This is a genomic window from Noviherbaspirillum sedimenti (assembly GCF_003590835.1).
Classification (GTDB): domain Bacteria; phylum Pseudomonadota; class Gammaproteobacteria; order Burkholderiales; family Burkholderiaceae_D; genus Paucimonas; species Paucimonas sedimenti.
This window is the reverse complement of the sequence record NZ_QYUQ01000002.1, coordinates 1,789,905-1,804,974: the sequence shown is the minus strand read 5'-3', so window position 1 is coordinate 1,804,974 and position 15,070 is coordinate 1,789,905. Positions and strand designations below refer to the sequence as shown.

The window sequence follows — 15,070 nt, the reverse complement described above, 5'->3', positions numbered from 1 at the left end:
ACCGGTTATCCGGTTGTTTTCAGACTCGCGAGAACAAAACGGGCGCTTCGGCGTCCGTTTTTTTTTTGCTTTTTAATTTCCCATTCCAATTTTGTATATACGTTTTTGTTCTATAAACATGCGGAAATATTCGTTCTATTTATAACGACCAAATGCAAATATAGCGTCCTGTTAGTCGTAAATGTAATAAGAGGACGTTTATGCCGGAAGCAAATATTTCTCGTAATACAAGGATCACTCCACGGGTGATGCCGGGTTTTAATCTCGCCCTTGGCTTCACGCTGTTTTATCTGGGCTTGATCGTCCTGGTCCCCCTGTCCGCCGTCTTTCTGAAAACCTTTACCCTGACCTGGGAGGCATTCTGGGCTGCGGTGTCGTCCGAGCGCGTGATGGCCTCCTACCGCCTGACCTTCGGCGGCTCCTTGCTGGCGGCAGCGCTGAACGTGGTGTTTGGCGGCATCGTCGCCTGGGTGCTGGTGCGCTACCGCTTCCCCGGCAAGAAAATCATCGATGCGCTGGTGGACCTGCCATTCGCATTGCCGACCGCCGTCGCCGGTATCGCCCTGACCGCCCTGTATGCGCCGAACGGCTGGATCGGACAATATCTGGAGCCGCTCGGCATCAAGGTCGCCTTCACGCCGCTGGGCGTCTACATCGCGCTGACCTTCATCGGCTTGCCCTTCGTGGTACGGACCGTGCAACCGGTGCTGGAAGAGGCCGAGCGCGAACTGGAGGAAGCCGCTGCCAGCCTTGGTGCGAGCCGCTGGCAGACTTTCCTCAAGGTGGTTTTCCCCGGCATCATGCCGGCCTTGCTGACCGGTTTTGCGCTGGCGTTTGCCCGTGCCACCGGTGAATACGGCTCGGTCATTTTCATCGCCGGCAACATGCCGATGGTGTCGGAAATCACGCCGCTGTTCATCATCACCAAGCTCGAACAATACGACTATGCCGGCGCTACCGCCATTGCCGTGGTGATGCTGCTGGTGTCGTTTGCGCTGCTGTTGACGATTAATTTATTGCAAGCCTGGGCCCGCAAGCGCGGCCAGTCGACCAAGGAATAAGGATAGCCATGTCCGCTGCTGCAACTCTCCCCATCGCCAGCCAGGGTCGCGCCGCCGCCTATGTGCCGGCAGCGACGCAGGAATCGTTCTGGGTGCGCGCCTTGCTGATCGGCATCGCGCTGGCCTTTCTCACGCTATTCCTGTTCGTGCCGCTGCTGGCCGTCTTCGCCGAAGCCTTCAAAAAAGGCTGGGATGCGTATGTCGCGGCGATCACCGAGCCCGATGCCTGGGCGGCGATCAAGCTGACCCTGATAACGGCTGCCATCGCCGTGCCGCTGAACCTGGTGTTCGGCGTGGCGGCCGCCTGGACCATCGCCAAGTTCGAATTTCGCGGCAAGAACATCCTGCTGACCCTGATCGACTTGCCGTTCTCGGTGTCGCCGGTGATTTCCGGCCTGATCTACGTGCTGATGTTCGGCGCCCAGGGCTGGCTCGGGCCGTGGTTGATGGAGCACGACATCAAGATCATCTTCGCCGTGCCCGGCATCATCCTGGCGACCATTTTCGTCACCTTTCCGTTCGTGGCGCGCGAACTCATTCCATTGATGCAGGCGCAGGGCACGGAAGAGGAAGAAGCGGCGCTGGTACTGGGCGCTTCCGGCTGGAAGACTTTCTGGCATGTGACGCTGCCCAACATCAAATGGGGTTTGCTGTATGGCGTGATCCTGTGTAACGCCCGTGCCATGGGCGAATTCGGTGCGGTTTCAGTGGTGTCCGGGCATATCCGCGGCGAGACCAACACCATTCCGCTGCAGGTCGAAATCCTCTACAACGAATATGCGTTCTCGGCGGCATTCGCGGTGGCGTCGTTGCTGGCCTTCCTGGCCCTGGTGACGCTGGCGCTGAAGAGCTTTATCGAATGGCGGCTGCGTGATGAAACCAGCCGGCCATTACAGGAACATTGAGGAACCTTAAGAACATTGAGCGCGGGCGGCGCATGGCGGCCCGAAGTACACGCAAACTTACATAGTGAGTACACATCATGGCAATTGAAGTCAGAAATATCAACAAGCGTTTCGGCAATTTTGTCGCGCTCGACAATGTGTCGCTGAATTTCCCCACCGGTGAGCTGACTGCGTTGCTGGGACCTTCCGGCTGCGGCAAGACCACGCTGTTGCGCATCATCGCCGGGCTGGAGCAGCCCGACGGCGGCCAGGTGATCCTGGATGGCGAGGATGCCTCGGCACGCCACGTGCGCGAACGCCAGGTCGGCTTCGTGTTCCAGCACTACGCCCTGTTCAAGCACATGACCGTCTTCGAGAACATCGCCTTTGGCTTGCGCGTCAAACCGCGCAATGTGCGCCCGTCGGAAAACGAAATCCGCGACAAGGTGCATCGCTTGCTGGACCTGGTGCAGCTCGACTGGCTGGCCGACCGTTACCCGCCGCAACTCTCGGGCGGCCAGCGCCAGCGCATCGCCCTGGCGCGCGCGCTGGCGGTCGAGCCGCGCGTGCTGCTGCTGGACGAGCCGTTCGGTGCACTGGACGCCAAGGTACGCAAGGAATTGCGCCGCTGGTTGCGGCGCCTGCATGACGAATTGCATGTCACCAGCATCTTTGTCACGCATGACCAGGAAGAGGCGCTGGAAGTGGCTGACCAGGTGGTGTTGATGAACAAGGGCAGGGTAGAGCAGATCGGCGCGCCCGCCGAAGTGTACAACCACCCGGCGTCACCTTTCGTCTATGGCTTCCTGGGCAACGTCAACCTGTTCCAGGGTCGTCTGCATGAAGGCTTGCTGGACTCCGGCGGGGTCGTCTTCGATGCGCCCGACCATACGGCCGTGCGCGATGCCCAGGGCGTCGGCTATGTGCGCCCGCACGAGCTCGAAATCGAACGTCAGTCCGATGGCGCCGATGGTATCGCGGTGCGCTTGAAGCGCGCCCATGCGATCGGGCCGCTGGCGCAGCTGGAACTGGAGCGCACTGACAACCGCGAATTGATCGAGGCGGTGATTTCCAGCGACCGTTACGCACGCTTGCAATTGCAGGAGGGCGATGCCTTGCTGGTGCGGCCGAAGCGCCTGCGGATCTTCGTGGACCAGTCGGTCAGTCAGGGGCAGGCATGAATTTCCAGCAATTGCGTTCAGTACGCGAAGCGGCGCGGCGCGGCTATAACCTGACCGAGGTGGCCAATGTCCTGTTCACCTCGCAGCCCGGGGTCAGCCGCCAGATCCGTGAACTGGAAGAGGAGCTGGGCGTTGACATTTTCGAGCGCAATGGCAAGCGCCTGACCGGTCTGACCGAGCCCGGCAAGGGCATCCTGCACATCATCGAGCGCTTGTTGCTGGAAGCGGAAAATCTGCAGCAGGCAGGCCTGGAATATTCCGGCAAGACCAGCGGTACGCTGACCGTCGCCGCGACCCATACGCAGGCGCGCTATGCACTGCCAAAGGTGGTGCAGACCTTCCGCGCGGCGTTTCCGGACGTGCGCATCGCCCTGCAGCAGAGTTCGCCCGAACACATCGCGCAGTGGGTCATTTCGGGCAAGGCGGATGTCGGCATCGCCACCGAGGGCCTGAGCCAGTTCGAGGAGCTGGTGTCCTTCCCATGCTATCGCTGGAATCACGTGGTGGTCGTGCCGGAGGGGCATCCGCTCTTGTCGGAGACAGGCATTACCCTGCAGGCGCTGGCCGCCTGGCCGCTGATCACCTATGATGTCGGCTTCACCGGCCGCGGCCATATCGACCAGGCATTTCGTCAGGCGGAAATTGCACCGGACATCGTGCTGACCGCGATGGATTCCGACGTGATCCAGCAGTACGTTGCGCTCGGCCTCGGCGTCGGCATCGTCGCATCGATGGCGGTCGAACAGGGGTTTCATAACGGCTTACGCCATATCGGAGTCGACCATCTGTTCGCCGTCAACGTCACCCGCCTGGCGGTACGCCGTGGCGCTTATCTGCGTTCCTACACATACGACTTCATTCAGCAGTTCGCGCCGCAACTGACGCACGAAGAAATCAAGACTGCGCTGCAGGGCGGCGGCGAATAACGGTGGCCGGTACTGGCTGCGCCGGCTTCCTGTTCTAGCGCGCCGCGCGGCGCAGCGCCGCTGCGCATTCCCGCACCAGCGTAGGTCCCTGGTAAATCAGGCCGGAATACAGCTGCACCAGCGATGCCCCGGCCGCGATCTTGGCGCGCGCCCCGGCGCCATCGAGGATGCCGCCCACGCCGATGATCGGCAGCGCCTCGCCCAGTTCCGCCTTCAGGCCGCGGATCACGGCATTGGATAGTTCGAATACCGGCGCGCCCGACAGGCCGCCGGCTTCCTGCGCGTGCGGCAGCCCCTGCACGGCATCGCGCGTAATCGTCGTGTTGGTGGCGATCACCCCGTCGATCTTGTGGCGCAGGAGTGCTGCGGCGATTTCCTTGACCTGTTCGGCATCGATGTCCGGGGCGATCTTCAGCGCCACCGGCACATAGCGCTTGTGCCGGTCGGCCAGGCGCAGTTGCGCCGCCTTCAGTTGCGACAGCAGGGCATCCAGCTCCGATGCGCCCTGCAGCTGGCGCAGGTTCTTGGTGTTGGGCGAAGAGATGTTGACGGTCACATAGCTGGCGTAAGGATAGACTTTTTCCAGGCACAGCAGGTAGTCGTCCACCGCACGTTCGATCGGCGTGTCGGCATTTTTGCCGATGTTCAGGCCGATGATGCCAGCGCGGTTCTGGTAGAAGCGCGAGGCATGCACGTTGGCGACGAAGGCATCGACGCCGCCATTGTTGAATCCCATGCGGTTGATGATGGCGTTCGCCTGCGGCAGGCGGAACATGCGCGGCTTCGGGTTGCCCGGTTGCGCGCGCGGCGTGACCGTGCCGATCTCGATGAAGCCGAAGCCGAGCGCGGCCAGCCCATCGATATAGGCGCCATCCTTGTCGAGACCGGCGGCAAGGCCAACCGGATTGGCGAATGTCAGGCCCATCACCTGGCGCTCGTCGCGCGGCGGCTGTGGCAGCAGCCGGGTCAGGCCGAGCGCGTCGGCTTTCTTCAGCGAAGACAGGGTCAGGTGGTGGGCCGCTTCGGCATCGAGCGAGAACAGGCAGGGGCGGGCAAGCGAATACAGGAATTTTTCAGACACGGGCAATCCAGCGCAAAGGTGGGGGTCCCGTCGCCTGGCGGCGGAACGCAAAGTCCGCTATTTTAACGCGCCGTCCGTGCCGCCGGCACTAACTAGTGGACTGTAACATTTAAAAGCGAAGTATACTCATGCTCATGGAGGGCATGATGATACTCACCAAAAGCGAACGCATGGAGCTCCAACAACAGGTCAGTGCGAGGAATGGACGGGCAGATACTGCACGTCGCGCCCGGCTGATTTTGCTGCTGGCCGATGGCCATACCTGGGCCGATATCCGCGCCAAGCTCGATTGCAGCGACAGCTTCATTGATCTCTGGAGCAAGCGTTTTTCCGCAGACCGGCTTGCCGGACTGTTTTCGCGCCATGCCGGGCGGGAACGCTACAAGGTCACCGACCGCATCGAGGCACGCGTCCTGGCCCGAACCACGAAACACAAACCGGCCGATGGTTCGACGCACTGGTCGACACGCAAGCTGGCTGCCGAACTGGGCGGGGGGATTTCGCACATGGCGGTCGCGCGCATTTGGGCCAAGCATGGCATCAAGCCGCATCGCCTCGAAGGCTATCTCGCCTCCAACGATCCCGACTTTGAGACCAAGGCCGCCGATGTGATTGGCCTCTACATGAATCCGCCCCAGCACGCGGCCGTGTTTTGCGTGGACGAAAAAACTGCGATCCAGGCGCTGGATCGGAAAGACCCAGTGCTGCCGCTGTCGCCCGGACGCGCCGAACGCCATGGATTCGAATACTACCGGCACGGCACGCTGTCGTTGTATGCCGCCTTCAACACCAGGACTGGCGAGGTGCTGGGCAAGACCGCTGCGCGGCACACCTCGGCTGAGTTCGTGGCCTTCCTCACAGACATCGTCGCCAACCAACCCAAGGGCAAAGAAATCCACGTCATCGCCGACAATCTCTCCGCGCACAAAACCAAGCTCGTCGCGGCATTTCTGGAGGCGCATCCCACGGTGCATATGCATTTCACTCCTACGTATTCATCCTGGCTGAATCAGGTCGAACTGTGGTTTGCAAAAATCGAACGCGACGTCATTGCGCGGGGCGTTTTCACATCGCTGACGGATCTCAAGAGAAAACTCATGCGTTACATCCGTCACTACAACACCCAGCCAAAGCCAGTGAAGTGGAAGTACTTCGATCCAAGCAAGCGAATCACTCCCGAATCAATTGTTACAGTCCACTAGTCTGGTTCCGGCTGGTCTTGCAGTGCTTCCCAGCGGCCCAGGCGCAGCGCCTGCAGCGGCTGGAAATTCATTTTGTAAGCCATTTTCCGGCTTTCGCGGATCCAGTAACCGAGATAGACGTAGTGCATGCCGAGTTTTCGGGTCTGTTCGATCTGCCACAGGATGTTGTAGGTGCCGAAACTGGCGCCCTGCACATCCGGATCGTAGAACGTATAGACCGACGACAGGCCGTCATCGAGCACGTCGATGATGCTGACCATGCGCAGGGTGCCGTCCGGCTCGCGGAATTCCACCAGGCGCGTATTGACCTTGCTCTGCAACAGGAATTGCGCATACTGGTCGCGACTGTCCTGGTCCATGCCGCCGCCGGCATGGCGTACCGACTGGTAGCGCAGGTACAGTTCGTAGTGGTCATGCATGTAGGTCAGGCTGGTGACCTGGGCAGTCAGATTGCCGTGGCGTTGCCAGGCGCGCTGCTGGCTGCGCCTGGCGGCGAATTCATTTGCCACGACGCGCACCGGCGTGCAAGCCTGGCAACCGTCGCAGTGCGGCCGGTAGGTGAAAATGCCGCTGCGGCGAAAGCCGTTCTGCACCAGTTCCGAATAGACATCCGCGTTGATCAGGTGCGAAGGCGTGGCCACCTGCGAGCGCGCTTGCCGTTCGTCCAGATAGCTGCACGGGTAGGGTGCAGTCGCATAAAACTGCAAAGTTGAAAAGGGCAGATCCTTCAGGTGCGTCATGTCGTTCTGTTACCAGCGGGTTGACAGCGTTTGAATCAATAATTTACACCGATTGCATGCGTTTTATCACACTGCGCTCAAAATAAAGCGATTGGCTTCCAGCACGCGATGCCGGGCTGCGCCACCGCCTGCCTCAGATGGGCGAGGAAGCGGGCGCGGGGAATCGGCGTAGCCCCCAGCGACGCCAGGTGGCCGGTCTCCTGTTGACAATCGATCATGGCAACACCATTGGTTTTCAGGAAATGTACCAGGTAAGCCAGGGCAATCTTGGACGCATCGCTGACACGGGCGAACATCGATTCGCCATAGAACATGCGGCCGATGCACACGCCGTAGGCGCCGCCGACCAGCTGGCCATTGAGCCAGGCCTCGGTGCTATGGGCATAGCCTTGCCGGTGCAGGGCGCCATAGCCGGCGATGATTTCCTCTGAAATCCAGGTGCCGGGGCCGTCGACGCGGGGTGCGGCACAGGCGCGCATGACCTCCTCGAAGGCGCTGTCGAAACGGATTTCCCACTCACCTGCCGCCGCGCGGCTGCGCTCGACTTTTCTCAAGGTCTTTTTCAGGCTGTCGGAGATATGAAAGCGATCCGTCATCAAGACCATGCGTGGATCGGTACTCCACCAGAGAATGGGTTGCCCCTCTGAAAACCAGGGGAAAATGCCATGCCGGTAGGCTTGCAACAGGCGTTCGGGCGACAGGTCGGCACCGGCCGCCAGCAGTCCCGCTGCGCCATCATTTTCCGTCAGCGCTTGCGCGACATCTGGAAATGGCGCATCCACTTCCAGCCAGGGGATCATGGTCATGCCCTAATTTGCATCACGATATCGCACAATTCCGGTGCGTCCGGCGGCTTTGTAAAATTGAAAGAAAGAATTTTCTCATAAAAAACAATGGCTTGTGATATTGCACCAAAATGGAATGAAATTTGCTTTAAAGAAGCACGTTTTCATGATCTTGCACGTTTATTGGGAGAATTTTTGCATGGATGGGGTTAAAAATGGCGCAGACGCCATGTTCATTTTACTCGGCGCGATCATGATTTTGGCGATGCATGCCGGCTTCGCCTTTCTCGAGTTGGGCACTGTTCGCAAAAAAAATCAGGTGAATGCACTGGTTAAAATCTTAGTCGATTTTGCCGTGTCCACAATCGCCTATTTTTTTGTCGGCTACAGCATTGCTTATGGCATCAATTTCTTTTCCGGCGCTGAAGTGCTGGCCGCAAGAAATGGTTTTGAGCTGGTGAAATTCTTTTTTCTACTGACTTTTGCCGCGGCCATTCCGGCAATCATTTCCGGCGGGATCGCGGAACGGGCGCGATTTTATCCGCAACTGGCAGCCACAGCCTTGCTGGTTGGCCTGGTTTATCCCTTCTTCGAAGGAATTGTCTGGAATCATCATTTTGGCTTGCAATCTTGGCTGAAGGAAACTTTTTCGCACGAGTTTCATGATTTTGCCGGCTCGGTCGTGGTACATGCCGTAGGTGGCTGGATTGCCTTGCCGGCTGTGCTGTTGCTCGGCGCGCGGCGCGGACGCTACACGAAGGAGGGCGTAATGACGGCGCATCCACCCTCCAGCATCCCCTTTCTTGCCCTGGGCGCCTGGGTCCTGACTGTCGGTTGGTTCGGCTTCAACGTCATGAGTGCGCAAACGCTTGGAAACATGAATGGGCTGGTGGCCTTGAATTCGCTGATGGCCATGATTGGCGGCACCCTGGTGGCGCTGGTATTGGGCAAGAATGATCCGGGCTTTGTTTATAACGGGCCGCTTGCGGGACTGGTGGCGGTCTGTGCCGGTTCCGACCTGATGCACCCCTTGGGTGCCTTGATCACCGGCGGCGTGGCCGGGGCGATTTTCGTCAAGATGTTCACCTTGACGCAAAACAAGTGGAAGATTGACGATGTGCTGGGCGTTTGGCCGCTGCATGGTTTGTGTGGCGCCTGGGGCGGCCTGGCGGCGGGGATTTTCGGCCTGAAGGCGCTCGGCGGCATGGGCGGCGTTTCGTTCCTGTCGCAACTGGTCGGCACGGCCCTGGGTGTGGTGATTGCCCTGGTCGGTGGCGCGGCCGTGTATGGCGGATTGAAAGCCGTGGTCGGATTGCGACTGGATCCCGAGCAGGAATTCGAGGGGGCGGATCTTTCCATCCACAAGATCAGCGCTACCGCCGAGCGGGAAATCGGCAGGTAGCGGGCAACGGGACGCCGGGGCACCGGCATATCGGATCTACACCGGCTGGCGAATATCCTGGGGCTTGCGGATGTCCTGGGTGTGGAAGCCAAAAGGCGCGCCTTCGCGGGCTTTGGCCAGGTCGGCGAAAAACAGCCTCAGGGTATGGCTGACAGTCGAAAAGGCGAGGTCGTCCCAGGGAATTTCGGCCTCGGTAAACAGTCTGACTTCCAGGCTTTCGGTGCCGGCGGCAAAATCCAGGTCCAGCAGGCGCGCCCGGTAAAACATATGCACTTGGTGCACGTGAGGCACGTTCAGCATTGAAAACAATGGATGCAATGCAATGCGTGCGCCAGCTTCTTCCTCGGTCTCGCGTACGGCTGCCTCTGCAGTGGTTTCATTGTTTTCCATGAAGCCGGCCGGCAAGGTCCAGTACCCGTAACGCGGTTCGATGGCGCGTTTGCACAGGAGTACGCGCGCTGTGCCATCCGCGTCCCAGACTGGTATCGAACCGATGACCATTTTGGGATTCTGGTAATGAATGGTGCCGCATTGCGAACAGACATGGCGTGGGCGATTGTCATCCGGCGGAACCAGGAGCGCGACCGGATGCGCGCATTCTGAGCAGAATTTCATACGGGATCAAAGGGCGTCAAGAGGATAGATGTGCAGTCGTATGGCAATCGCGGCTGCTGCTTGCGACAAGTGTAACATCATGTGGCAATTGCTCGGCAGGGTTTGCAATATTCGTTAATTCGATGTATAGTGTTCGACTCAGACGCGGGGTGGAGCAGTCTGGCAGCTCGTCGGGCTCATAACCCGAAGGTCACAGGTTCAAATCCTGTCCCCGCAACCAAAGTCTTAATATTCCCGCCCATCATCACCTCCTCACGGGCGTCGGAACGCAGCATCTGCAGGTTCTCTATCAGACGACATCTTGGCATCGGTCGTTTAAACCTCTGCGAAACTTACTAATAAAACTAGCCGTGCAAGAGCCGTACATGATTACAGCTGAGGCGAAGAAGGTCCTCGAAACCGCATTGCTTTGCGCGCATGAGCCATTGTCGATCAATGACTTGAAGAAGCTGTACCTTGCCCATGGCGACGCCGAGGAAGAAGTCGGTGCCGATGCGATCCGGCAGATGCTTGAGGAATTGCGCGAGGATTGGAGCGGCAAGGGAATCGAAGTGGTGTGCCTGTCGACGGGCTGGCGTTTTCAGAGTCGCCCTGAAATGAAGGTTTACCTCGATCGCCTGAATCCGGAAAAGCCGCCGAAATATTCGCGCGCCACACTGGAAACGCTGGCCATCATCGCTTACCGGCAGCCGGTCACCCGGGGTGATATCGAGGAAATTCGTGGCGTCACCGTCAATTCGCAAACCATCAAGATGCTGGAAGATCGCGGCTGGATCGAATCGATTGGTCACCGCGATGTGCCGGGGCGCCCTGCGTTGTTTGCCACAACTAAACAGTTTCTGGACGACCTAGGCCTGACCGCGCTGGATCAGCTGCCGCCGCTGCAGCAAGTGGCTTCGGGTCAGCTGCAGGAAGGGAGCTTGCTTGAAATCCAAGCCCTGGAAGCAAGCTTGCATGAAAATTTCGAGCAGGTGCCAACCGAATTGTCGCAGTCAAATGCGCAAGATGGCGCTCAAGCCGATGCCGGGCGCGGCCCCGCCGCCGAACGGGCGGCGGAAGTTTCTGAAGCGATGGAAGCGCTTGAAGCTGCCATGGCTACCGATATTGATGAACTGGCAGCCGGGAATGTGCCCGTGACTGCTACTGGCCCGTCGCTCTCAGGCGACGCGGCACCCGCTGCGGACGCGTCCGCCGTGACTGACCTGGATAACCAAGAAACAAACGATGACTCTGCCCAAGCCTGATGACGTAATCGCGGCCTCTGCCGCTCCTTCCCCTGCGGATGCTTCGACCTCGGGTGGCGACCGGTCGGCGTCGCCGGCTGACGATGCCGGGCGGGATGCTGCTGGCGCCAAGCCCGCCAAGCGCGGCTTGCGCGGTCCGCGCAACATGCGGCGCAACCGTGCCGCCCAGCGCGCCGCTGCAGGCCCGGGCACGGCAGCTGAAGGCGCTAATGCCGAAGCCGCAGTGGCCGAAGTCCCGGCCCAGTCCGAAGCATCGCCTGCCAATGTGCCGCAGCGGCCCGCTGAGCGCGCGCCTCGTGAGCCGCGCGAGCCGCGGCAAAACAACGGCCCCAAGGCTGCCAAATCCGCCAAGCCTGCAGCCAAAGGGCGTGGCAAGCCGCAACCTGGCGCCGCCAGATCTGGTGCGGGCGATGCCGACGACGTATTTTCTTTCGTGACGTCCGACGCGTTCGACAAGTCGGTGTCCGAGGCGGAAGCTGGCGCCAGCGGCCGGCGCCAGGCGCCAGCCAAGAATGTGCGGCGCGACCTGACCGCGGATGACGATGCGCCCAAATTGCACAAGGTGCTGGCCGACGTCGGCCTGGGTTCGCGACGCGACATGGAAGAGATGATCATTGCCGGTCGCGTGTCGGTCAATGGCGAGCCTGCGCATATCGGCCAGCGGATCCTGCCGACCGACCAGGTGCGCATCAATGGCAAGCTGATTCAGCGCAAGGTCAGCAAGCGGCCGCCGCGCGTGCTGGTGTATCACAAGCCGGCTGGCGAAATCGTCAGCCATAGCGATCCGGATGGCCGCCCCTCGGTATTTGATCGCCTGCCGACCATGAAGGCTGGCAAGTGGCTTGCGGTCGGCCGGCTCGATTTCAATACCGAAGGCTTGCTGCTGTTTACTACCTCCGGCGATCTCGCCAACCACCTGATGCACCCGCGTTACGGCATCGACCGCGAATATGCGGTGCGTACGCTGGGTGAACTGGAGGAAGGCATGCGCCAGAAACTCCTCGCCGGGATCGAGCTGGAAGACGGCGTGGCACAATTTACCCGCATCGCCGACGGCGGTGGCGAAGGCATCAACAAATGGTACCGGGTCACCATTGGCGAAGGCCGTAACCGCGAAGTGCGCCGCATGTTCGAAGCGGTTGGCCTGACCGTTTCGCGGCTGATCCGTACCCGCTATGGCGTGCTGACCCTGCCACGCGGCCTGAAGCGCGGACGCTGGGAAGAAATGGAAGAAAATGCCGTGCGTGAGCTGATGAGTATGGCCGGCCTCGAAAAAACCGCCGGCCAGAGTGCTGCTGCCGGCAAAGGACGTGGTCCGCGTCAGGGCCTGGGGTCGGCTGAGGGGGGTAAGGGCCCGCGGCGCGGTCCGGGTCAAGGGCAACAAGGTCAAGGGCAGGGTCAGGGCCAGGGCCAGGGACGTGCGCAAGGGCAGTCGCGCAGTCGCCAACCTGATCCATTGCAAACGGCGCTTGGTTTTGCCGGTATGGAGCAGCCGCGGCGACGCAGTGGCAGTGGTGGTCCTGGACAGGGGCGCGGGCAAGGCCAGGGTGGTTATGGCTATGGCGGTTCGGGCGCAGGCGGCATGCCGAATACGGGCATGCGCCGACGTACGCGCGGCTAATGTGGTGGCGCCGGCAGAGGTCGGCGCTTACTCACTTTTGTTCTGGAAATATATTTGCCGGAAGCGCATGCTCGGGCAAATTCCCGCATTGCGGGTGATGCATCAATCGTTTATAATATTGCGTTTACAGAAGTTGGTGCGCAAGTGCTTCCGAGCTGGATTCCGGCGGGCTTGAATCATAAAAAGATGGGCGGTAGGCCCATTTTTTTTTGCTCGATCCGCTTGCGGCTTGTGCGTCTGGGTGGCGCGCCGGCATGAAACGGAGAATCTTGTGCAATTGCAGCAATTGATCGAAACAAGCCTGGCCGGCATGGGCTACGAGCTGGTCGATGTCGAACATGCCGCGCGCGGCCTGATGCGCGTGTATATCGACCTTGCCGCGCTCGGTCAGGATGGGCATGACACTATTACGGTAGAAGATTGTGAAAAAGTCAGCCATCAGCTGACGCACGTGTTCACCGTCGAAAACGTGAATTACGAGCGACTGGAAGTATCGTCGCCGGGTCTGGATCGTCCCCTGAAGAAACTGGCTGATTATGTCCGCTTCGCTGGCCAGGAAGCGCTGGTGAAATTGCGCATGCCGATGGCAGCCGCAGCCAACCGGAAGAGTTTCCAGGGCATTTTGCTGGCACCGGAAGGCGATCAGCTGAAATTGGAATTTGAAGCAAAAGATGGTCCGGCGGTGCTCGATTTTACGCTCGCTGACGTGGATAAGGCACGCTTGGTGCCGCAGGTGAATTTTAGGAGTCGCAAAGCATGAGTCGCGAAATTTTATTGCTGGTCGATGCGCTGGCACACGAAAAAAATGTCGATAAGGAAGTCGTGTTCGGTGCGCTCGAGCATGCGCTGGCACAGGCCACCAAGAAGCGCTACGAGGGCGATGTCGATATTCGTGTTTCCATCGATCGCGATAACGGCGAGTTCGAGTCTTTCCGCCGCTGGCACGTGGTGCCGGACGAAGCGGGCCTGCAATTGCCCGACCAGGAAATCCTGCATTTCGAAGCCAAGGAGCAGATTTCCGACATCGAGGTCGACGACTATATCGAGGAGCCGATCGAGTCGGTCGATTTCGGTCGCCGCTTTGCCCAGGATACCAAGCAGGTCGTCCTGCAACGCATCCGCGATGCCGAGCGCGAACAGATCCTGGCCGACTTCCTGGAGCGCGGCGACTCGCTCGTGACCGGTACCATCAAGCGCATGGAGCGGGGCGACGCCATCGTCGAATCGGGCAAGATCGAAGCCCGCCTGCCGCGGGATCAGATGATCCCGAAGGAAAACCTGCGTATCGGCGACCGTGTGCGCGCCTATATCCTGCGCATCGACCGCAATGCCCGTGGCCCGCAAGTGATCCTGTCGCGCACCGCGCCGGAATTCATCATGAAGCTGTTCGAGCTGGAAGTGCCGGAAATCGAACAGGGCCTGCTGGAAATCAAATCGGCGGCGCGTGACGCCGGCGTGCGCGCCAAGATTGCCGTGTTTACCAGTGACAAGCGGATCGACCCGATCGGCACTTGCGTCGGCATGCGCGGCTCGCGCGTGCAGGCCGTTACCGGCGAACTGGGTGGCGAGCGTGTCGATATCGTCCTGTGGTCCGACGATCCGGCGCAATTCGTGATCGGCGCCCTGGCGCCGGCCAATGTTTCCTCGATCATGGTCGAGGAAGACAAGCACGCCATGGATGTGGTGGTGGATGAAGAAAACCTCGCGATTGCCATCGGCCGCGGCGGTCAGAACGTCCGCCTGGCTTCCGAGTTGACCGGCTGGCAAATCAATATCATGACCGCCGAGGAGTCGGCCGACAAGTCGGCAGCCGAAACCGCAGCAGTCCGCACCCTGTTCGTCGAAAAGCTCGATGTCGATCAGGAAGTGGCCGACATCCTGGTGCAGGAAGGTTTCGCCACCCTGGAAGAAATCGCCTACGTGCCGATCCAGGAAATGCTGGATATCGAAGCCTTCGACGAGGATACCGTCAACGAGTTGCGCAACCGCGCCCGCGATGCCCTGGTGAGTGAGGCGATTGCCTCGGAGGAGGGCATGGAAGGCATGGATGATGCGTTGGTGAGCCTGGAAGGCATGGACCGCATCATCGCGGGCAAGCTTGGCCTCGCCGGCGTCAAGACGCTGGACGGCTTCGGTGCCCTGGCTTACGACGAGTTTGGCGCAATCCTGGCTCTGCCTGCCGAGCGTGCGCAGCAATTGATTGATAACGAATTTGAAGATGTGACCGATGAAGAGATGAAGCTCATCGATGCTAAATACGATGAGCATGCCAAGGCCTTGCAGGCCCGCGCATGGAGCCTGGCGGAAGCGAAGTAATCCGCAGGTTTT

At 60.1% G+C, this 15,070-nt stretch carries 14 protein-coding genes and 1 tRNA gene; 11 read left to right on the top strand and 4 right to left on the bottom strand.

Annotated elements, in window-relative coordinates:
• Positions 1-200 precede the first annotated feature (200 nt).
• From cysT to D3878_RS08475, 4 genes are all read left to right on the top strand, one after another.
• Positions 201-1,061, top strand: coding sequence for a sulfate ABC transporter permease subunit CysT (gene cysT / locus D3878_RS08490; RefSeq protein WP_119785058.1), 861 nt, complete (start codon positions 201-203; stop codon positions 1,059-1,061).
• Between the two features lie 8 nt (positions 1,062-1,069).
• Positions 1,070-1,966, top strand: coding sequence for a sulfate ABC transporter permease subunit CysW (gene cysW / locus D3878_RS08485; RefSeq protein WP_119785057.1), 897 nt, complete (start codon positions 1,070-1,072; stop codon positions 1,964-1,966).
• A 77-nt stretch (positions 1,967-2,043) separates the two neighbouring features.
• Positions 2,044-3,126: a sulfate/molybdate ABC transporter ATP-binding protein gene (locus D3878_RS08480; RefSeq protein WP_119785056.1), complete on the top strand. Its 1,083-nt coding sequence runs from the start codon at positions 2,044-2,046 to the stop codon at positions 3,124-3,126.
• Entirely contained in the window at positions 3,123-4,052 is a 930-nt protein-coding gene (locus D3878_RS08475) for a CysB family HTH-type transcriptional regulator (RefSeq protein ID WP_119785055.1), read from the top strand. The genes D3878_RS08480 and D3878_RS08475 overlap by 4 nt, the downstream gene beginning before the upstream one ends.
• Before the next feature lie 34 nt (positions 4,053-4,086).
• Here D3878_RS08475 and D3878_RS08470 read toward each other — a convergent pair whose 3' ends face one another.
• Positions 4,087-5,133 (bottom strand): quinone-dependent dihydroorotate dehydrogenase, encoded by a 1,047-nt coding sequence (locus D3878_RS08470; RefSeq protein WP_119787783.1) that lies wholly within the window; start codon positions 5,131-5,133, stop codon positions 4,087-4,089.
• A gap of 146 nt (positions 5,134-5,279) precedes the next feature.
• Between D3878_RS08470 and D3878_RS08465 the strand changes: the two genes are divergently transcribed.
• A complete protein-coding gene (locus D3878_RS08465) occupies positions 5,280-6,335 on the top strand; it encodes an IS630 family transposase (protein ID WP_119785054.1) in 1,056 nt (351 codons plus the stop codon).
• Here the strand turns inward: D3878_RS08465 and D3878_RS08460 are convergent.
• Positions 6,332-7,075 (bottom strand): arginyltransferase, encoded by a 744-nt coding sequence (locus D3878_RS08460; RefSeq protein WP_119785053.1) that lies wholly within the window; start codon positions 7,073-7,075, stop codon positions 6,332-6,334. The genes D3878_RS08465 and D3878_RS08460 overlap by 4 nt on opposite strands.
• A gap of 77 nt (positions 7,076-7,152) precedes the next feature.
• The gene (gene aat / locus D3878_RS08455; RefSeq protein ID WP_119787782.1) at positions 7,153-7,875 is read right to left on the bottom strand and encodes a leucyl/phenylalanyl-tRNA--protein transferase; all 723 of its coding nucleotides are present in this window, start codon (positions 7,873-7,875) and stop codon (positions 7,153-7,155) included.
• A gap of 184 nt (positions 7,876-8,059) precedes the next feature.
• Here aat and D3878_RS08450 point away from each other — a divergent pair, with 184 nt between their 5' ends.
• Positions 8,060-9,262 carry an ammonium transporter gene (locus D3878_RS08450; protein WP_119787781.1) on the top strand — a complete coding sequence of 401 codons (1,203 nt, stop codon included), beginning with the start codon at positions 8,060-8,062 and terminating at the stop codon, positions 9,260-9,262.
• Positions 9,263-9,298: 36 nt separating this feature from the next.
• On the opposite strand, the gene D3878_RS08445 is transcribed toward D3878_RS08450, so the two are convergent.
• Positions 9,299-9,877 (bottom strand): NUDIX hydrolase, encoded by a 579-nt coding sequence (locus tag D3878_RS08445; RefSeq protein ID WP_119785052.1) that lies wholly within the window; start codon positions 9,875-9,877, stop codon positions 9,299-9,301.
• A 143-nt stretch (positions 9,878-10,020) separates the two neighbouring features.
• On the opposite strand from D3878_RS08445, the gene D3878_RS08440 reads away from it, so the two are divergent.
• The 5 genes from D3878_RS08440 to nusA all read left to right on the top strand — a co-directional run bounded on the left by D3878_RS08440 (position 10,021) and on the right by nusA (position 15,058).
• Positions 10,021-10,097: transfer RNA gene (locus tag D3878_RS08440), tRNA-Met, on the top strand.
• Between the two features lie 145 nt (positions 10,098-10,242).
• Entirely contained in the window at positions 10,243-11,121 is an 879-nt protein-coding gene (scpB, locus tag D3878_RS08435) for an SMC-Scp complex subunit ScpB (RefSeq protein WP_119785051.1), read from the top strand.
• Positions 11,102-12,742, top strand: a complete 1,641-nt coding sequence (gene rluB, locus D3878_RS08430; RefSeq protein WP_119785050.1) for a 23S rRNA pseudouridine(2605) synthase RluB — start codon at positions 11,102-11,104, stop codon at positions 12,740-12,742. The genes scpB and rluB overlap by 20 nt, the downstream gene beginning before the upstream one ends.
• A 271-nt stretch (positions 12,743-13,013) precedes the next feature.
• Entirely contained in the window at positions 13,014-13,502 is a 489-nt protein-coding gene (rimP, locus tag D3878_RS08420; RefSeq protein ID WP_119787780.1) for a ribosome maturation factor RimP, read from the top strand.
• Positions 13,499-15,058 carry a transcription termination factor NusA gene (gene nusA, locus D3878_RS08415; protein ID WP_119785048.1) on the top strand — a complete coding sequence of 520 codons (1,560 nt, stop codon included), beginning with the start codon at positions 13,499-13,501 and terminating at the stop codon, positions 15,056-15,058. Before rimP ends, nusA begins: the two co-directional genes overlap by 4 nt.
• Positions 15,059-15,070 lie beyond the last annotated feature (12 nt).